The sequence below is a fragment of the Flavobacterium sp. genome (assembly GCF_035299005.1).
Lineage (GTDB): Bacteria > Bacteroidota > Bacteroidia > Flavobacteriales > Flavobacteriaceae > Flavobacterium.
This window is the reverse complement of record NZ_DATGXL010000013.1, coordinates 79723-100172: the sequence shown is the minus strand read 5'-3', so window position 1 is coordinate 100172 and position 20450 is coordinate 79723. Positions and strand designations below refer to the sequence as shown.

General features: G+C 33.0%; 17 protein-coding genes. 11 read left to right on the top strand and 6 right to left on the bottom strand.

The window, feature by feature from the left end; all coding sequences use genetic code 11:
• The first annotated feature begins 10 nt into the window (after positions 1–10).
• From VK164_RS08445 to VK164_RS08435, 3 genes are read left to right on the top strand one after another with little or no spacing between them, the layout of a single operon-like run.
• Positions 11–604 carry a HupE/UreJ family protein gene (locus VK164_RS08445; RefSeq protein ID WP_324208921.1) on the top strand — a complete coding sequence of 198 codons (594 nt, stop codon included), beginning with the start codon at positions 11–13 and terminating at the stop codon, positions 602–604.
• The gene (locus VK164_RS08440) at positions 604–1032 is read left to right on the top strand and encodes a dCMP deaminase family protein (RefSeq protein WP_324208920.1); all 429 of its coding nucleotides are present in this window, start codon (positions 604–606) and stop codon (positions 1030–1032) included. Before VK164_RS08445 ends, VK164_RS08440 begins: the two co-directional genes overlap by 1 nt.
• A 1-nt stretch (position 1033) precedes the next feature.
• Positions 1034–2605 (top strand): S41 family peptidase, encoded by a 1572-nt coding sequence (locus VK164_RS08435; RefSeq protein WP_324208919.1) that lies wholly within the window; start codon positions 1034–1036, stop codon positions 2603–2605.
• Here VK164_RS08435 and VK164_RS08430 read toward each other — a convergent pair whose 3' ends face one another.
• Genes VK164_RS08430 through VK164_RS08420 form a run of 3 tightly spaced genes read right to left on the bottom strand, consistent with a single transcriptional unit; the run spans position 2606 to position 4007 of the window.
• A complete protein-coding gene (locus tag VK164_RS08430; RefSeq protein WP_324208918.1) occupies positions 2606–3214 on the bottom strand; it encodes an FAD-dependent oxidoreductase in 609 nt (202 codons plus the stop codon).
• A 2-nt stretch (positions 3215–3216) separates the two neighbouring features.
• Positions 3217–3414 carry a hypothetical protein gene (locus tag VK164_RS08425; RefSeq protein ID WP_324208917.1) on the bottom strand — a complete coding sequence of 66 codons (198 nt, stop codon included), beginning with the start codon at positions 3412–3414 and terminating at the stop codon, positions 3217–3219.
• Between the two features lie 11 nt (positions 3415–3425).
• Positions 3426–4007 carry a MarC family protein gene (locus VK164_RS08420; protein WP_324208916.1) on the bottom strand — a complete coding sequence of 194 codons (582 nt, stop codon included), beginning with the start codon at positions 4005–4007 and terminating at the stop codon, positions 3426–3428.
• A 115-nt stretch (positions 4008–4122) separates the two neighbouring features.
• Here VK164_RS08420 and VK164_RS08415 point away from each other — a divergent pair, with 115 nt between their 5' ends.
• The 8 genes from VK164_RS08415 (at position 4123) to VK164_RS08380 (ending at position 14511) form a co-directional block, all read left to right on the top strand.
• Positions 4123–4689, top strand: coding sequence for a DUF3109 family protein (locus VK164_RS08415; RefSeq protein ID WP_324208997.1), 567 nt, complete (start codon positions 4123–4125; stop codon positions 4687–4689).
• 269 nt (positions 4690–4958) lie between these two features.
• Positions 4959–5936, top strand: coding sequence for a ribonucleotide-diphosphate reductase subunit beta (locus VK164_RS08410; RefSeq protein ID WP_324208915.1), 978 nt, complete (start codon positions 4959–4961; stop codon positions 5934–5936).
• Positions 5937–6041: 105 nt separating this feature from the next.
• Entirely contained in the window at positions 6042–8471 is a 2430-nt protein-coding gene (locus tag VK164_RS08405) for a ribonucleoside-diphosphate reductase subunit alpha (RefSeq protein ID WP_324208914.1), read from the top strand.
• A 16-nt stretch (positions 8472–8487) separates the two neighbouring features.
• The gene (locus tag VK164_RS08400; RefSeq protein WP_324208913.1) at positions 8488–8979 is read left to right on the top strand and encodes a TlpA disulfide reductase family protein; all 492 of its coding nucleotides are present in this window, start codon (positions 8488–8490) and stop codon (positions 8977–8979) included.
• A 102-nt stretch (positions 8980–9081) separates the two neighbouring features.
• Positions 9082–9306, top strand: a complete 225-nt coding sequence (locus VK164_RS08395) for a hypothetical protein (protein WP_324208912.1) — start codon at positions 9082–9084, stop codon at positions 9304–9306.
• Between the two features lie 5 nt (positions 9307–9311).
• Positions 9312–9758, top strand: coding sequence for a GNAT family N-acetyltransferase (locus tag VK164_RS08390; RefSeq protein ID WP_324208911.1), 447 nt, complete (start codon positions 9312–9314; stop codon positions 9756–9758).
• Between the two features lie 20 nt (positions 9759–9778).
• Entirely contained in the window at positions 9779–11122 is a 1344-nt protein-coding gene (gene dgt / locus VK164_RS08385; RefSeq protein WP_324208996.1) for a dGTP triphosphohydrolase, read from the top strand.
• 89 nt (positions 11123–11211) lie between these two features.
• Entirely contained in the window at positions 11212–14511 is a 3300-nt protein-coding gene (locus tag VK164_RS08380) for a PA domain-containing protein (RefSeq protein ID WP_324208910.1), read from the top strand.
• Between the two features lie 289 nt (positions 14512–14800).
• Here VK164_RS08380 and VK164_RS08375 read toward each other — a convergent pair whose 3' ends face one another.
• The 3 genes from VK164_RS08375 to VK164_RS08365 are packed head-to-tail and all read right to left on the bottom strand — an operon-like array spanning position 14801 to position 20448.
• On the bottom strand, positions 14801–17698 hold the full coding sequence (locus VK164_RS08375) for an alpha-amylase family glycosyl hydrolase (RefSeq protein ID WP_324208909.1): 2898 nt from the start codon (positions 17696–17698) through the stop codon (positions 14801–14803).
• A gap of 57 nt (positions 17699–17755) precedes the next feature.
• Entirely contained in the window at positions 17756–18823 is a 1068-nt protein-coding gene (locus VK164_RS08370) for a SusE domain-containing protein (RefSeq protein ID WP_324208908.1), read from the bottom strand.
• A 17-nt stretch (positions 18824–18840) separates the two neighbouring features.
• On the bottom strand, positions 18841–20448 hold the full coding sequence (locus VK164_RS08365; RefSeq protein ID WP_324208907.1) for a RagB/SusD family nutrient uptake outer membrane protein: 1608 nt from the start codon (positions 20446–20448) through the stop codon (positions 18841–18843).
• Positions 20449–20450 lie beyond the last annotated feature (2 nt).

The following is a 20450-nucleotide window of genomic DNA, read 5'->3' as shown; positions in this document are numbered from 1 at the left end:
TAGTATCGCTATGTCAGAATTTTGGTTGTATTTTAATATTGGTCTTAAGCATGTTTTAGATATTAATGCCTACGATCACGTTTTGTTCTTGATTGCTTTAATGGTGCCTTATGCCTTTAAAGACTGGACAAAAGTTTTAATTTTAGTTTCTTTATTTACATTAGGACACACTTTGGCTTTGTTGATTTCTGTGTATGGAGTAGTTCAAATTCAAGCAAGTTTGGTAGAATTTTTAATTCCTATAACCATTTTAATAACAGCTGTTTTTCATTTATTTACTGCAGGTAAATCTTCAAAAAACGAAAGTATTACTTTTGTGGCTATAGTAACTTTATTTTTCGGAATTATTCACGGACTTGGTTTTTCTAATTACTTCAAAACTATTTTACCAGGAAATGCTACTGACAAACTTTTGCCACTATTGGAATTCGCTGTTGGCATTGAAGCCGCTCAAGTAATTGTGGTTTTGGTGGTATTAATTATATCTTACATCGTGCAAACATTTTTTAGATTTTCTAAAAGAGATTGGGCTTTAGTACTATCTGCATTTATAATTGGTGTAGTTTTGCCAATGCTAATTGAAAGCGAAATTTGGAACAGATAATGAAAAAAGAAAAAAAAGAAAAATACGATAAAGCTTATTTACGAATTGCTAAAGAATGGGGAAATTTATCCTATTGTCAACGCAAAAAAGTTGGCGCAATTATTGTAAAAAATAAAATGATTATTTCGGATGGATATAATGGTACGCCATCTGGATTTGAGAATTGTTGTGAAGATGATCATAATGTTACTAAATGGTATGTGCTTCATGCAGAGGCAAATGCTATTTTAAAAGTGGCTCGTTCTACTCAATCATGTGAAGATGCAACATTATATATCACACTTTCACCTTGTAAAGATTGTAGCAAATTAATTCACCAATCGGGAATCAAAAGAGTGGTATATTATCAAGAATATAAAGATACATCTGGAGTTGATTTTTTAAGAAAAGCAGGCGTTGAAGTAGAATTAATTGAAGATTTAGATTAAAATGAAAATGAATAAAGTATATTTTCCAATTGTTATTGCAGTAGCTATTGCAATAGGATTGTTGTTGGGAAGTAAACTTAATTCTTCTACAGATAACAACCTTTTCAGTCGAAATGCTAATAAAAATAAATTAAATAAACTGATTGATTTTATTGAAAAAGAATATGTTGATAGTCTAAATACCGATTCAATAGTAGATTTAACCGTTAACGGAATTCTTGAAAAACTAGATCCACATTCTGTATATATTCCTAAAAGTGATTTAGATGCAATTACGCAAAGTATGCGTGGTGATTTTGTTGGAATTGGTGTGAATTTTTATATGTATAATGATTCTTTAGCAGTTATTAAACCTATAGCTTCTGGGCCTTCAGAAAGAGTAGGTATTAAAGCAGGTGACCGAATTCTTTTTGCGGGTAAATCGCAACTTTACAACAAAAAAATTGCAACGGATAGTCTTTTTGCAATACTTAAAGGGGAACAAGGTTCTACAATTAAATTAACTGTTTTTAGAAAATCAGAGAACAAAAAATTTGCAGTAAATGTAAAACGCGATGTCATTCCTATAAAAAGCGTTGACGTTGCAACTATGGTTACCAAAACGGCAGGTTATATTAAAGTAAATCGTTTTGCAGAAACCACTTATGATGAATTTTTTAAGGGGTTGTCGCAATTAAAAAAACAAGGAGCAAAAGAAATTATTATCGATTTGAGGGACAATGGCGGAGGATATCTTGAATCAGCGGTTGCTATTGCAGATGAATTTTTGAAAGACAATGAATTAATTGTAAAAACAAAAAATAAAAAGGGAAAAATAGATACCACATTAGCCACCGAAAAAGGAATTTTTGAAAATGGAAAAGTCACCATTTTAATCAATGAAAACACCGCTTCGGCAAGTGAAATTTTAGCTGGCGCCATTCAAGATAACGATAGAGGAACCATTGTTGGAAGACGTTCTTTTGGAAAAGGATTAGTGCAGCGCGAAATGCCGCTTGGAGATGGTTCTGCGGTTCGATTAACTGTTGCAAGATATTACACACCTTCTGGTCGTTCGATTCAAAAGCCATATGAAGACAAAGCTGAAAACTATTTTAACGAATTTGAAAAGCGTTTTGAAAGTGGCGAATTATATGAAAAAGACAAAACGAAAATAGCAGATAGTTTAAAATTTAAGACTAAAAAAGGACGAACTGTTTATGGAGGTGGTGGAATTATTCCAGATATTTTTGTGCCTTTTGAAGGAAAGCACGGAGAAGAGATGACTACTTTAATGTTGCAATCTGGTTTTGTGAATTATTTTGTTTTTGAGCAGATTGATAAAAACCGAAATAAGTTTACTAAAATGTCCATTGATGAAATCAAAAAAGAATTGTACCAAAACGACAATTATTTTAATGCATTTAAAAAGCATATTGCAACAAGTGGTTTGATGCTAAATTTAGATAATCAAAAAGAAAAAACTTTGCATTATATTCATGCTGAATTTGTACACCAATTGTTTGATGAAAAACAATATTATCAATTACTACTAAAAGAGGATGTGATGCTAAATAAGGTTTTGAGTAGGTAATTACTTTTCTACAGCATCATGTACCATCGTATGATTTCCATCATTCCACAAGGTCAAAATGTCGGTTGCAACAGCAGCTCCACTTCCAGCCGCTATTGATAATTGACTTCTATGTCCAGCTAACACTCCGGCAACATAAATCCCTTCAGTTACTAAATGATCATTGTTTTTTAATTGGATTCTGTTTTTAAAGGCAGGTATTTTTTGATGTGGTTCAATATATTGTTCTAAACCTTCAAATGTAAAAGGATTTCCAGCTCCAACAGCAACGACTATAATTTTAGCTTGATAGTTTGATTTGTTTGTTGAAATAGTAAAATCTCCAGCTTCACCAGAAATTGAAAGTACTTTTTCACCTTCGATTTGCAAAACATGAGGATAAGATTTTGATAAATGTTCCTTGCTTTCTTCTAGCAATTCGCTACCCAATTTCCCTGCTGCAATTCCGTATGCATTGTTAAAAAGAGCATTTTGCAAAGAAGATGCTTTTTGATGTGCAATAATTCCTATTTTTTTATCACCTGCAAAAGGTTTGTTTTTTGCAGAACCTAGCACTAATGCGCAAGAAACACCTGAAACGCCAGCTCCAATAATTAAAACATCAAGCATAATTATTCTTTAGTTTTTTCAACAATCATTTTTGAAAAACGCAATAAAAGCAATAATAAAATAGCACAAACTCCCGCTACGACCCCAATTATTGCGATTGTACTATTTCCTTCAAATGGATTACTATAATCAATTTGAAATAAGTTAAAAACAATTAATCCTAAAGCGATAGCAATAGCTATGTAAGTAAAAATTTTCATTTGTATATTTTCTAAATAAATAATCCTTTAACGTTGGCTGCAAATAATTTTACAGCAATTGCGAGTAAAATTACGCCAAATATTTTACGAATTACACCTAATCCGTTATTTCCTAATAATCGTTCAATTTTACCCGATGATTTTAAAACGCCATAAACCACTATAACATTAATAATAATAGCGATAATAATGTTTATATTGTCATAAACTGCTCGCAAAGACAAGATAGTTGTCATCGTTCCTGCACCTGCTATCAATGGGAAAGCAATAGGAACAATTGAAGCAGTGCTTGGGTTGTCTTCTTTGTATAATCTGATGCCTAAGATCATTTCTAGAGCTAGAAAAAATAATACAAACGAACCAGCAACAGCAAACGAATTGGCGTCTATACCAATTAATTTCAAAATTTCTTCTCCAACAAACAAAAAAGCAATCATAATTACTGCTGCTACAATAGTTGCTTTTTCTGATTGAATGTGCCCCATTTTACTACGTAAATCTACAATAATTGGAATACTCCCTACAATATCTATTACTGCAAAAAGAATCATACCTATTGTAAAAACATCTTTCCAATTAATTCCTAAATCCATTTGTAACAATTTTTTGCAAATATAAGCATAATGTGATAAAGCTAATTTGAATTTAACGATACATTGGGATGACTTATTATTATTTGTATATTTGCCTTTTAATCCAATAGAGTATATGTTTCAGCTTAATAAAACCATTGTATCCGAAGAAATCTTAGAAAAAGAATTCGTTTGTAATCTATCTGCTTGCCAAGGAGCTTGTTGTGTAGATGGAGATGCTGGTGCACCTTTAGATGAAGCAGAAACAAAAATTTTAGCTGAAATTTTCGAAAAAGTAAAACCATTTCTTCGTCCAGAAGGGGTAAAAGCAATCGAAGAACAAGGTACTCACGTAACTTCAGATTTTGGAGAATTAGAAACGCCACTCATCGACGGAAAAGATTGTGCCTATGTAATTTTTGATGGCAAAACTGCACTTTGTGGTATTGAACAAGCTTATAATGAAGGAATTGTAGATTGGAAAAAGCCGGTCTCGTGTCATTTATATCCTATTCGCGTAAAAGAATATTCTGATTTTTCAGCCGTAAATTATCACAAATGGCATATTTGTTCAGATGCTTGTGCTTTAGGTGAAGAATTAGGAGTTCCAGTATATCAATTTGTGAAAGAAGCTTTGGTTAGAAAGTTTGGACAACAGTGGTATGACGAATTAGAAAAAGTAGCTCAAGATTTGAAAAAATAAGCTCTTTTTTATAGCTCAAAAAAATGATGTGAAGAGCTGATTTTTCAGTTGCTCACAAGAATTTAACTCTTGTTTATTGTGTTTTTAAATTATTGATAATCAGCAATTTAAAAAACATATATTAAATTACTGACAAATATCATCTTTGTTAAAAACTTACCTCAATTGTGAATAAGTTTGCCTTTCTTTTTTCATTTCAAATGACAAACTTTGTAAACCCCAAATGAGCCAACTTATCCAATCATTAACAATATAAAAATCAAAGAGCTATGTCAGTAGTGGAACCAATTTTGCAAGAAAACAAAGATCGATTTGTAATTTTCCCTATCAAACACCAAGATATTTGGGAGTGGTATAAAAAGCAAGAAGCTTGTATTTGGACAGCAGAAGAAATCGATTTGCATACTGATTTGAATGACTGGAACAATAAATTAAATGAAGATGAAAAGTACTTCATTAAGCATATTTTGGCTTTTTTTGCAGCTTCAGACGGAATTGTAAATGAAAACTTGGCTGAAAATTTTGTAAGTGAAGTGCAGTATCCAGAAGCCAAATTCTTTTATGGATTTCAATTAATGATGGAAAACATTCACAGTGAAACGTATTCATTATTAATTGATACTTATGTAAAAGATGAAGCAGAAAAGCACACATTATTTCATGCTATTGAAACTTTTCCTGCAATTAAAGAAAAAGCAGAATGGGCATTAAAATGGATTGAATCACCAAGTTTTGCAGAGCGTTTAATTGCTTTTGCTGCTGTGGAAGGGATTTTCTTCTCAGGATCATTTTGTTCAATTTACTGGTTGAAAAAACGTGGATTGATGCCGGGATTAACCTTTTCTAACGAATTAATTTCGCGTGACGAAGGTATGCATTGTGATTTTGCGGTGCATTTACACACACACCATATTGTAAATAAAGTACCAAAAGCAAGAATTACAGAAATTCTAACTAACGCTTTAGATATCGAAAGAAAATTCATTACAGAGTCATTGCCAGTAAGTTTAATTGGAATGAATGCAACTTTAATGACACAATATTTGGAATTTGTAACCGATAGATTGTTAGTAGAGTTAGGTTGTGATAGAGTTTACAATTCTTCTAACCCGTTTGATTTTATGGATATGATTTCATTGCAAGGAAAAACAAATTTCTTTGAAAAACGTGTTGGCGAATATCAAAAAGCTGGTGTAATGAATTCTGATGCAGAATCAAGTAAAATAAGCTTCGACGCTGATTTTTAAAGTTTTCTGAGCGCTATAAAATGTCGGGAGACTCGCGCTTCAATTTATTTAATATTAACCCGAGAGCAGAGAAGGGATTGTCTGTTTTCAAAAACTAAAAAGCTTATGTATGTAGTAAAAAGAGATGGCCATAAGGAGCCAGTAATGTTTGACAAAATCACAGATAGAATCAAAAAACTATGTTATGGATTGAATGATATGGTAGATGCTGTTAAAGTGGCAATGCGTGTAATTGAAGGATTATATGATGGTGTTACCACTTCTGAATTAGATAATTTAGCAGCAGAAACCGCAGCTTCCATGACGGTTACGCACCCAGATTATGCTCAATTAGCGGCTCGTATTGCAATTTCTAATCTACACAAAAATACTAATAAATCATTCTCGGAAACGATGAGTGAAATGTATCACTATGTAAATCCAAGAACAAACCAAGAGGCTCCTCTGATTTCAGATGAGGTGTACGAAGTAATAAAAGCAAATGCAGAATTTTTAAATTCTCATATCATATATAACCGTGATTTTAACTATGATTACTTCGGTTTTAAAACGTTAGAACGTTCGTATTTACTAAGAATTAACGGGAAAATTGTTGAACGTCCACAACAAATGTTAATGCGTGTGGCTGTAGGTATTCACTTGAATGATTTGGAAGCAGTTATAGAAACATACGAATTAATGTCGAAAAAGTTTTTTACACATGCTACTCCAACTTTATTTAATGCTGGAACTCCAAAACCTCAAATGTCATCATGTTTCTTGTTAACAATGAAAGATGATAGTATTGACGGAATTTATGATACGTTAAAACAAACCGCAAAAATTTCGCAATCAGCTGGAGGAATTGGTTTAGCAATTCATAATGTAAGAGCAACAGGTTCATATATTCGCGGGACAAACGGAACTTCAAATGGGATTGTTCCAATGTTACGTGTTTTTAATGATACCGCTCGTTATGTAGATCAAGGTGGAGGAAAACGTAAAGGAAGCTTTGCTATTTATTTAGAGACTTGGCATGCCGATATTTTTGAATTCTTAGATTTGAAAAAGAATACAGGGAAAGAAGAAATGCGTGCAAGAGATTTATTTTTCGCCATGTGGACTTCTGATTTATTCATGAAACGAGTAGAAGAGGATTCGACATGGACTTTAATGTGTCCAAATGAATGTCCTGGATTAGACAACGTTTATGGAGATGAATTTGAAGCTTTATACACTTCATACGAAGCACAAGGAAAAGGCAGAAAAACAATCAAAGCCCGTGAACTTTGGGAAAAAATATTAGAATCTCAAATTGAGACTGGAACTCCATATATGCTGTACAAAGATGCCGCGAACAGAAAATCGAACCAAAAGAATTTGGGAACCATTCGCTCATCTAATTTATGTACCGAAATTATGGAATACACTTCAGCAGATGAAATTGCAGTGTGTAACTTGGCGTCTATTTCGTTACCAATGTTTGTTGAAAACGGAGCATTTAATCACAAATTGTTATACGATGTAACAAAACGCGTTACTCGCAATTTAAATAAGGTAATCGATAGAAATTATTATCCTGTTAAAGAAGCAGAAAACTCAAACATGCGCCATCGTCCAGTTGGATTAGGAGTACAAGGTTTAGCAGATGCTTTCATCATGTTGAGAATGCCTTTTACAAGTGATGAAGCTAAGAAATTAAACCAAGAAATCTTCGAAACCTTATATTTTGCAGCCGTAACCGCTTCTATGGAAATGGCTAAAGAAGAAGGTCCATATTCAACTTTTGAAGGTTCGCCAATTGCTAATGGAGAATTCCAACACAACCTTTGGGGATTAAAAGACGAAGAACTTTCTGGTCGTTGGGATTGGGCAAGTTTAAGAAAAGAAGTAATGGCAAACGGTGTAAGAAACTCATTATTAGTTGCACCAATGCCAACCGCTTCTACTTCTCAAATTTTAGGAAATAACGAAGCTTTTGAACCATATACTTCAAATATTTACACTCGTCGTGTATTATCTGGAGAATTTATTGTTGTAAATAAACATTTATTAAACGATTTGGTAGGAAGAGGTCTATGGAACGAAACATTGAAGCAAGAAATCATGCGTCACAATGGTTCGGTACAAAATATCGAGAGAATTCCGCAAGATTTAAAAGATTTGTACAAGACAGTTTGGGAAATGTCGATGAAAGACATTATCGATATGAGTCGTCAAAGAGGATATTTTATTGACCAATCGCAATCGTTGAACTTGTTCATGCAAGATGCAAATTATGCAAAATTAACTTCGATGCATTTCTACGCTTGGAAATCAGGTTTAAAAACTGGGATGTATTATTTAAGAACAAAATCTGCAGTAGATGCAATTAAGTTTACTTTAAATAATGATAAAAAAGCAGAACCAATTGAAGTGCAAGAACAACCAATTCAAAAATTAGAAAGTATCGCAGTTTTAAACGAACCAGTTGAAATGACTGCTGAAGAATACAGAGCAATGATTGAGATGGCAAAAAATGCTGGACCAGACGAATGTGAAATGTGTGGTTCTTAAATTGATTAATATATAAATGAAAAAAATAAGTGCAATTTTAGTTTTGTTTTTGTCGGTAATAGTTAATGGACAAGAAAAAAAAATTTGGGCAAAATCTTTCATCAACAAAGAAGCACCAACCATTGTGGTTGAAGAATGGCTGTCAGAAGTCCCTGAAATGGAAGGTAAATTTGTTTTAGTTGACTTTTGGGCTACTTGGTGTGGACCATGTAAAAAAGCAATTCCTGAATTGAATTCCTTTCAAAAAGAATTTCAAAATGATTTGGTTGTAATTGGAATTAGCGATGAAACTAAAGAAAAAGTGTTAAAACAAGTGAACCCAAAAATAGAATATTATAGTGCTATTGATTCTTTCAAAAGATTAAATAAGATTTTTGGAGTAAAAGGTATTCCACATTGCGTTTTAATTGATCCAAAAGGCATAGTGAGATGGGAAGGATGGCCGCAATTAGAAGGCTATGAATTAACTTCAGAAGTAATTAAAGAAATTATTGCCGAGTATAAATAATTTAAAACTTTTAAATTACATAAAAAAACAGCCATCACCACGATGGCTGTTTTTGTTATAAAAAATTGCTTTTCAATTCGTACATTTGAAAAAAAATAGATTATGTCAAAAGATAAAAAAGGTATTTACACTGGAATCATAGAAAAAGACGCTGACGGAAACTATTTCTGTGGCGAATATTTATTGGATTATCAATATACCGAAAAAAAATTCAAAATAGGAGACGAAGTTAATATCAAATCGGTTATTGTAAATCCTAGTGATAAGAGTTATAATCAGTACCCAAAAAAATCGAGAAATTTCTTTTTGGCTAACGAAAAAGAGTAATACGAATGTTTGTTATAAAAAGAACTACTTCCGAAAACACTGATTTTAGATATTTAACGCATTTATTTGATGAATATCTAGTAGAAATTGATGGTGACGAAAAAGATTTCTTTGCTCAATTCAATCAAATTTATATTAAAAATGTGGTTGTTTTTTATGAAAATAATACTGCTGTGGGTTGTGGAGCATTTAAAGAATATGAGCCAAATGTAGCAGAATTAAAACGAATGTTTGTTGTTTCAGAGTCAAGAGGAAAAGGAATCGCATCTAAGATTTTGACCGAATTAGAACGCTGGGCAAAAGAAGAAGGTTTTACATGCTGTATTTTGGAAACTTCATTTAAATTAGAAAATGCTATTTTGTTATATAAAAAATTTGGTTTTGAAATAACAGAACGTTATGGTCAATATGTAGGGGTTGAAAGCAGTGTTTGTATGAAAAAATCACTTTAATTAAATATTATTATTCCATGATGCATTGGGAACAATTGCTGTCCTTAAAAAGACAAGGCGACACCAGTAAACGTTTACGAAAAGAGCAAGACGATACGCGTTTAGGCTTTGAAGTAGATTATGACAGAATTATTTTTTCTGCTGCTTTTAGAAGTTTGCAAGATAAAACACAAGTCATTCCACTATCTAAAACTGATTTCGTGCACAATCGATTGACACATAGTTTGGAAGTTTCGGTAGTTGGTCGTTCATTAGGGCGTTTGGTAGGCAAACAAATTATTTCCAATTATCCGCATTTACAAGAAGTGCATGGTTATCAAGCGAATGATTTTGGTGCTATTGTGGCTGCTGCTGCATTATCTCACGATATTGGAAATCCACCTTTTGGCCATTCAGGAGAAAAAGCTATTGGTGAATATTTCAAAACAGGAAACGGATTGCAATACAAAGACCAATTAACCGAAAAACAATGGCAAGATTTAATAGATTTTGAAGGAAATGCAAATGGTTTTTCTGTCTTAGCATCATCTCGCGAAGGAATTGAAGGAGGTTTGCGTATTTCGTATGCGACTTTGGGTGCTTTTATGAAATATCCAAAAGAAAGTTTGCCTAAAAAACCAACACAAAAAATTTGTGATAAGAAATATGGTTTTTTTCAACAAGACAAAACCTTTTTTGTTGAGGTTGCCAATGAATTAGGTTTGATTTCTAATAAAACCGGAACAGATATTGGTTTTGAACGCCATCCACTAGCATATTTAGTTGAAGCAGCTGATGATATTTGTTACACGATTATCGATTTTGAAGACGGAATTAATTTAGGTTTAATTCCAGAAGAATATGCGCTAGAATACTTAATTAAATTAGTGAAAAACGGAATTGACACCAAAAAATATAACGAGTTACTTACTAAAGAAGATAGAATCAGTTATTTGCGCGCATTAGCTATTGGAAGCTTAATCAATGATGCCGTTGCTGTTTTTATGGAAAATGAAAAAGCTATTTTAGCAGGAGAATTTCCATACGCATTGATGGATAAAAGTCAATACAAAGCACAAATGAATGATATCATTCAAATTAGCATAAAAAACGTATATCAAAGTAAGGAAGTAATTCATAAAGAAGTAATGGGTTACAAAGTAATCAATACATTGTTAGATTGTTTTTGCACTGCAACAAATAAAAAAGAAATTGGAACGGCTTCAAATTACGATGAACTTCTGTTAAAATTGCTTCCTGAAAGATTTCAGTTTCAAAAAGAAAATCTATATGACAGATTATTGCATATTTGTCATTTTGTATCCTTGTTAACTGATGGAAAAGCTGTTGAATTATATAAAACTATTCAGGCAAACAAAAGTTAAATCTCTAAAATAAACACATAAAAATTTTGAAAATTACTATAAAACGCTAATTTTGTTGTAATTATATTTAATCTAACCCTTAATTAACCATGAAAAAACAATTACTACTATTGTTAAGTGCATTGTTCTTATTTGTTACAGGTTATTCTCAAGAAACAAGCCAGCAACAAAAAACACAAATTGATGCAGTAAATATGAATGAAAAAGAAGAAACAAATTCTAACGTTAAGAATGTTTCTAATGTTTCTTCAAAACCAGATAAAAAAACAAAAAAGCTTAGAAAACTTCATGAAAAACATTTGGCAAATAGTCCTTTTAAAAAGACTTTACAAATGTCTAAAAGTGAGAGAAAAGCAGCTGGAATTCCACCAAATAAATATCTCGAGCAAGAATGGGAATTAACTATGAATCCACAAACAGGAAAAGTAGATATTGAAAATTTAAGAGTTATTAGAGATAATTTATCTAGAGAGAGAGCACAAGCTATTGCGTTGGGTAGAACTCCAGGTGATGGAAGTGATAATAGTTGGGTTGAAAGAGGTCCAAATAATGTTGGAGGTAGAACAAGAGCAATAATTTTTGATCCTAATGATCCTACATATAATACTGTTATCGCTGGAGGCGTTAGTGGTGGATTATGGAAAAATACAAATATTTCAAGTTCAAGTTCTACATGGACTAGAATAAACATACCTGAAAATCTTAATGTTTCTTCAATAACTTATGATCCTAACAATACAAATATTTTTTATGCAGGTACAGGAGAATCTTATGTTTTTGGTGATGTAAGCGGTGATGGGTTATGGAAATCTTCTGATGCGGGACTTACTTGGACTAAGGTTTTTGGCGGAATTACAGGAAATACCTTTTTTCAATCATCTTCAAGCTTAACTATTAATGCTCCTTCGGGTATTGCTGGTTCTTATCCAGTTGTTCCAACAACTGCATTTGGTACCGCTTTATCAAGTTCATTGACAAATGATATAGTGCTAATTTCAGATGATACCCCTCCGACTTCTGATGGTTGTGATGGAATTTTAAATGGAGCTGCACTAAATGGTAAAATTGCCTTAATAAGAAGAGGCTCATGTACATTTGTTATAAAAGTCAAAGCGGCTCAAGATGCTGGAGCAGTTGCCGTTATTGTGATGAATAATGTTGCAGGAGCAGGTCCAGCCTCTATGGGAGGTACAGATCCAACAATTACAATACCATCATTTGCTGTTTCTAAAGAAACGGGAGATATGTTAGAGGCAGCATTAGCTTCAAATACAGTAAATGGCACGTTGAATACACCTGCTACAGGGGTTCCTTCAGGATTTATAGTACCGGGTATTCAGCATATTAATGACGTAGTTGTTAAAAATAATGGGGGAAGTTCTGAAATATATGTTGCTGCAGGAGATACATTTTATTCTTCTTCAGCAAATGCAACTTATCAAGGTAGTACAACATATGGAGTATATAAGTCTACTGATGGAGGTTCAAATTGGACATTATTAAATTTACCATTAACTGTTAATGGAAATAAGCATTGTCCTAATGATATAGAAATAGGAGTAGATGGCACAATTTGGGTTTCAACTACTAATAGTTGGTCCTTTGGAGATGGAGGAGGTAAAATTTTCTCTTCAACTGATGGCGGAAATACTTTTGTTGACAAATATACAGTTACAAATGGAGCTAGAACAGAGATTGAAGTTTCTAATACAACTGCTAATAAATTGTATGTTTTATCTGAAATTGATGCAGTTGCACCTTCTACAATTGAAATCACTATGCTTGTTACTAATAATGGATTTAGTACTGCTCCAACTGTTTTAACGTTACCAACAGGTAATGAAACTAGGGAAATTACATATGGTTTTACTGGACAGCAGGCTTTTTATGATTTAATGATTGAGTCTGATCCATCAAATGATCAAATCCTATATGTTGGTGGTATTGATTTATATAGATCTACTGATGGTGCTAATTCTTGGGTCACAATTTCTGATTGGACTTCTAATGTTCACGCTGACCAACATGCAATGGCTTTTAAACCAAATAATTCAAATATTGCTATTTTTGGTAATGATGGAGGTGTTTACTACTCAGGAAATTTATCTGCAACAGGAACACCTGCAACGTCAAGAAACAATGGATTTAATGTTACTCAATTTCATTCGGTTGCTGTTGCTCCGACAGGTGCCACAGGAGGGAATCTAGTAAATGATTATTTTTCGGCTGGTGCACAAGATAATGGAACAAATTATTTCGCAAGCGTTGGCCCTGGAATTAACCCAAGTGTTGAATCTCAAGGGGGAGATGGTGGAACAACAGTGTTTGATCAAGGGGCAGATAAATATTACATTTCAAGTTATGTATATAATGTAAATATTAATTATAGATCTACAGCTGGTAACGTAAGAGCAATTAGTAATGATGCTGGTTCTGCAGCTAATGGCGCATTTTATCCAGCAATGGCGTTAGATTCTGGATTAGATATTCTTTATACAGACTATTCATCTGGAACTTCATATATAGTTAGAAGATATACTAATTTAAAATCTGGAATAGTTGGTAGAACAAGTATAACAAACGCGCTATTAACTGGTAGTCCAACAGCACTTAAAGTTTCTCCATATACTTCAGGTTCTTCTACACTTTTAGTTGGTACTAAAAACGGGAAGTTATTAAGAGTAACAGGAATTAATAATACTACTGGAACCTGGACAGACATTACAGGTTCAGGTTTTGTAGGTAGTATCTCTGATGTAGAGTATGGTCTTTCAAATGATGAAATTTTTGTTACTGTACATAATTATGGTGTTACTAGTATATGGTATACTTCAAATGGAACTTCGGCAACTCCAACATGGTTGAATAAAGAAGGGAATTTACCTGATTTACCAGTTAAGTGTATCTTACAAAATCCTTTAAATACTAATGAGGTTATTATTGGGACTGATTTAGGTGTTTGGTATACAAATAATTTCACTGCTTCTTCACCTACATGGAACCAATCATATAATGGAATGAGCAATGTAAAAGTGCCAGATATGGATTTAAGAAACGATAATAAGGTATTTGCGGCTACATATGGAAGAGGAGTATTCTCTGGTAGTTTTACAGCAGTTAGCTTGTCTAATGATGACATTGCACTTAATAATGAAGTTAAGATTTATCCAAATCCTTCAAAAGGAATGATAAATATTTCAATTCCAAGTTATTCAGGCGAACTAAAGGTTAATTTGTTTGATATTAATGGTAGAGAAGTATTGTCAAGTGCTGAAAATTTTTCAATAGAGAAATCAATAAATCTTAAAGGATTAGAATCTGGAATTTATGTTTTAAAACTTCAAGGTAATGATGGTTTATCTTATACTGAGAAAATAGTTTTAGAATAGAGCTTTAAAATCATAAAAAAACACCCATTTGGGTGTTTTTTTATGATTTATAGTCAATAAATCAAATTTGATTTATGCATTTGATATATAAACGTTTTATATCAGGAATCATAATAATAAGAGTTTACGGATGCTGTTTTTACAATTCAAATTAAGGTTAATTATATATCAATTGGATTCATATAGAATATGTTGTTTTTACTATTCACACAAATTTTAACAAGCCTTTCCATAATTAATTAAATAAAAAAGCCGGCTAAACCGGCTTTTTTTCTAACTAACTATAAATTTATTCCTTTATTAATTTCTTTGTTTGGCTTAGACCATTATTATCTGTAACTTTTATTATATAAATTCCTGTTTGAAGACTTTCTATGTTCAGTTGATATTCTGCACTAACATTCTTAAATAATTTTACTAGCTGACCTGTTAAAGTGTAAATTTCTACTTGTTTTACTTCTTTTGAAACTGAAAAACTATTTCTAGTAGGATTTGGATATATAAAAATTTCATTTGAAATTGTATCAAAATTATCAGAACTAAGTGTTGAAGGTTGATTGCCAAATACTCTAAATCTTCCCGAATTTACAGCTATTAGAGCAGTTGGGCTACTGATAACTACTGGTGTATTGTTGTCCATTAAGTCATACCATGTCATTGGATAAGTATATACATCTGTTGGGAAACTTGGGTTAATAGTCAAATTAGCTACAGAAAAATTAGCTAAAACCACTACATTTCTCAGTTGAGTTGTTGGAAATGAATTGTTATAGATATAAATTCGTTGTTTAACATTATTTGAATCAGGACTAATCGCGTGATCTCCCATAAATACAGGTTCGGATGTTTTTAATTTGATCATTTTAGACCAATCACTTAATATAGAAGTTCTTCTTGAGTCAGCTAACCAATTTTGTGTCCATTGTACTTGTTCTTTTGTAGATAGTTTACAATCTCCGGGAGTAGTTGCACTTTCATCATTTACTGTACCATTATCACAGGTATAAATTGATTGGTTATTTCCTAATTCAGCAAAATGCCATATCATTTTTGGACCAGGAACTAAAATGCTTGTAGCTCCAATTGAACCCATACGGTTTAATGCATTTGTTAAGTTTCCGTTTACAGGAAAAGCTCCTGCGCCATTTCCATATGTTACTGCTTCATACATCATTCTGTCTTTATCATGACTCTCTGGATAACCCATTAATCTTTTTCCAGTAAAACCACGACTTGTATGTGACATTCTAGAAATATTTTGCGTAGCATATCCCATTGCTAATTCTCTATACTGAGTATACATTTCACCCCACATCATAATTCCTTTGCCTTCACCTAATCTGTAATTAGCCCATTGTTGTTCCTCAGAGTCTGTTCCTAAATGTTCGAAAATTACATAAAAGTCATTATCTAGTGTCCAAGAATAATCAGCATACTCTTTTAGAACATCAACTCTGTCCTGTTGGTATGCGTTTGTACATGCGTCATCACCACTAGAACAAGCTTGTGTGAAACCTTTTGTCAAATCCCATCTAAAACCGTCGATTTTAAATTCTGTTATCCAATGATTTATTGTTTGTTTTACATAGTTTTTTGTGTACGTTGATGAGTGATTAAAGTCTTCTCCAACACTATAACTGTGTCTTGCAGTTGTATTAAAATATGGGTTATCACTTGCTGGACCACCCCATCCATCACCTTCAGGGTCGTTCATCCACATTCTAATTAAAGGATTTCTTCCAAATGCGTGATTAAAAGCAATATCTAAAATCACAGCAATACCATTTTGATGACATAAATCAACTAATTCTTTAAATTTTTCTGGAGTACCATAAAATTTATCTAAAGCCATATGAAAAGCGGTGTTGTATCCCCAGCTTTCATTTCCTTCAAATTCCATTACAGGCATTAACTCTATTGCATTTATACCTAAATCTTTAAAATATTGAATTCTGTCAATTACATCTTGAAAATTTCTATCAGCATCAAAATCTCTAATTAACAATTCATAAACTACTAATTTGTCTTTATTTGGTTTTGTAAAACTTGTAGAGATCCAATTGTATGGTGTTTGACCTGTTTTTAATAATGTAACTTCTCTTTCTTGTCCTGATGCTGTTGGAAAAGCAGGTAAACTTGGATAAGTTGTACTTGGAATCCATGGATCGTCGTATGAAGAAAGTACTGTTGTAGAGCAAGGATCTGCTGTTTTTACTAATGCTGGTGAATTTGCAATTGGCGTTTGATCTACAACCCAATATTGATATGAATAATTTACTCCAGAAGTCAATCCCGTAAGTTCCAACCAAAATTTACCCGTTGTAGGGTCTTTTTTCATTGCATAGCTACTATTAGGATTCCAGTTATTGAAGCTACCTGCTACATAAACAAAATCTTTACCAGGCGCATCTAATACAAGAGTAGCCTTTGAAAAGTCTGATGTATTATAATTTATGCCATTTTTTAGCCCTGCAGGTAATGCCTCAGAGATGGTTGTAGGTGTTACAATTACTGAAAATCTTCTTGTGATAGTTGAAGCTCCTATAGTGACTTCAAGTTCATAACTTGTATTTGAAGTAATATTAGTGTGATTGTATGAATATGATGCCGTTGTAGCTGTATTTATGCTTGTGCCATTGGCTTTTAAGTTATAATTAGCATTTCCTCCTGTGTTCGTAGCAGCAATATTTAAGTTTCCACCTGCAGACATAATAGTTGCACTATTATTAGAAGGTGAAGTTAAGTTAACCTGAAAAGTTCCAACATTAAATATAAAGTCACCACATGAAGGAGGTAATTTTAAGGTTTGGCTTCCATTTGCATTTCTGAATACCATTCCAAGTTTTGTAGCATTAGCTTGTTGTGTTGTGTTTAATCCAAAATAAGTACTTGGTGTTAATGTTATGCTCCAAGTTCCATTTCCATTGTTTGTCATTAATCCTATACTGTCGTCTTGTCCCCAGTTTCCAACAACTCCAAAACCGAACGCATTAGAGTCATCTCCAATTCCTGCGTGCATATACACTTTTGTTGGAGATGTTCCTACTAAGTTACAAGTTTGTGCTGCAGTTGAAACTGTAATTGTTATTTGGTCAGTTACATTAAAACTACTAGGTGTAATGGTTACTTGCGCTTGAGAAACAATACTTGTTAGAAAAAATAAAATAAATAGTAGGGTTTTTTTCATAGCTATTTGATTTAATAAAAAGGCTGTCTCATAAAAGACAGCCTTTTAAGGTTTTTATTATTGTGGTGTTAATGTGTATGTGTAAGCTCTTGGATTAGATAAGTCTAATTCTACTAAATAATCACCAGTAGAAGGAACTGCAATATTAGACCCACCTTCTTCTAAAGAAGCATCAGCGCCATTATCGCCATAATTTAATCCCCAAGCATCATTGGCTCTAAATTTGATTTCTTGACCTCCCACTAAGTTGATAACTATTGACCATTTTTTAGTAGTTGAGTTATACGTCATATTTGCATCTGTACCCCAACCGTCACCACCTGTAACAGGAGCTGTAGCAGAACCTAACACTCCCCAAGTTGTTAGTGTTGTAGTGTATGCTAGAGTTGCAGTATTTGCATTGATTTTATAATAACCAGCAGTTGCAGTACAATTAGACTCACCTGTTAATGCTAACATCCCTGAAAATGTTCCATCATCACCCCAATCATCATTACCCCATTCATAAGCGCCAGAACCATTAGGACCAACAAATTTAAATTCACCATCTAAAGCAACGTAACCTTCATAATCGGTTTGTCCAAACCCTGATGCAGCTAATCTTGGAGCTGTGCTTGGTGACCATCCTTGATGGTTACCTGGAACTGCGATTTGTGGTAGATCTGTAGTGAATGGTGTTACTGTTATAGTTACTTTATTTGATCCCATTAAATCAAAACCAGAAGCGCTAGATACTACTCTAACATCAAAACTAGCAGCTGTGTAAGGAGTTGCACCAAGTGCCAAACATGCAGTATTTAAAGTTTCTTGAGATACAGAAAGCTGCAAAGCTCCTGTTGTTCCTCCTAAACTTTGAGGAGCAGAGAAATCTCCACCTTCAACATCAATTTCTAAAGCATAACTAATTGCTACATCTCCATTATAATTTGCTTTTGACCAAACAAAACGCTCTGCTTGTTGAGCCATAGTTGCAGGAGATAAAACGTATGAACTTCCTGATTCTGGAGCTGATAATACTGGTGAGTCTACACCTTCAATAACTGGTCTGTCTTGAACATCATCAACACTACATGATACTGCAAGAGCACCAAATAAAATAAATACTGATTTTACTATATTTTTCATATTCTATTTTTTAATTATTAATAACCTGTGTTTTGAATTAATTTAGGATTAACATTTATAGCATCCTGTGGAATTGGGAAAACATTTCTGTAGCTTGGGGTCGGTGCTCCATTAGGAACGTTACCTTTCCATGGCCATATATACGAGCTTCCAGTAAATTTTCCAAAACGAATTAAATCAGTTCTTCTATGTCCTTCCCAATGTAATTCTCTTGCTCTTTCGTCTAACACAAATTGTAAAGCATCAGATGGTAAGCTTGAAATGTTTCCAGAAGTGTTGCCATAAGCTCTTTCTCTAAGCGCGTTAATATATCCAACAGCTGTAGAAGCTGATCCCCCGGCACCTCTTACAAAACATTCAACATACATTAAATACGCATCAGCTAAACGAAATACTGGAAAATCAATATCAACAAAATCTCCAGCAGCATCCGATCCTTGAACACCATTTATATCTACATTTTTCCATTTCGAAATTGCATATCCATCAGTAAATGTTCCTACATTAGCGATCTCTAAAGTTTGTCCAGATGTGTAAAATTGCTTTCTTAAGTCATTGTCCATTCCATTAAATTTACTAACAAAAGCAGATGTAGTTCTTAATCCAGCCCATCCACCATTGATACCGAAATTAGAAGCTGTCATACTTCCTCCAACTGGAGCGTGAGTTAAATATGTTGTTCCTCCGTATGTTTTTGTATGTAATCCGTCAAAAGCTACAGCAAAGATAAACTCATTTTGAGCTCCATTAGTGTCATTATCAGCTAAGAATAAATTTCTATAGTTTGGATTAATAGAATAGCTTGTTTCTGTTATTACTTTGTTGATATATGTTAATGCGTCTGCATATCTATCAGTTCCCACATATACTTGAGCATTCATTAATAATTTAGCTTTTAACATCCACGCAGCAGCTTTGTCAACTCTAAATTGTTCATTTGAATTAGGAGCCATTAAATCGGTCTCTATATCTGTTAATTCTTGCTCTACAAAAGCAAATAATTCTGCTCTATTTGCATAATCTGGCAAGTGAAATTCAGTTGATGAGTTTTCAGTTTCTAAAGAAGCACCACCAAACAAATCAATTATGTGCCAGTAGCTCATAGCTCTTAAAAAACGAGCTTCTGCACGATAGATTTTAATTTCATTACGAATTGCTCCCGTAATTCCTCTAGCATCTAATTTTTCATCTGTAGTTTGTCTTAAATATTCATTACAATTAGTTACTTGAAAAGCTAATCTATAATATGTAGCCTTAACAAAACCATCAGAAGCTGTCCATGTATGCCAATGAAAATCTTTAATTGTTGCATCATTCCATGCGATAATTGCCTCATCAGTTGTTAATTCTTGAAAGTTCCAATAATTTCTAATGTATTGACTAAATCCTTCGTCGATTCCTGCTACGTCTCCACTACCTGCTGGTCCTTGTTGTCCAGTAGTAGCTAAACCAGCATATAACTTAGCTAAAAATTGTTTGTAAGATGCTGGATCTTGAAACAATTCTTCAGCGGTTTGCTGTGTTCCTTCAGGTTCTGTGCTAAGCTCATCTACACATGAAGTAGAAATTAGTGCTAAAACAAAAACTGAAGCCAAGCTTAAAAGTTTAAATTTTAAATTTTTCATAG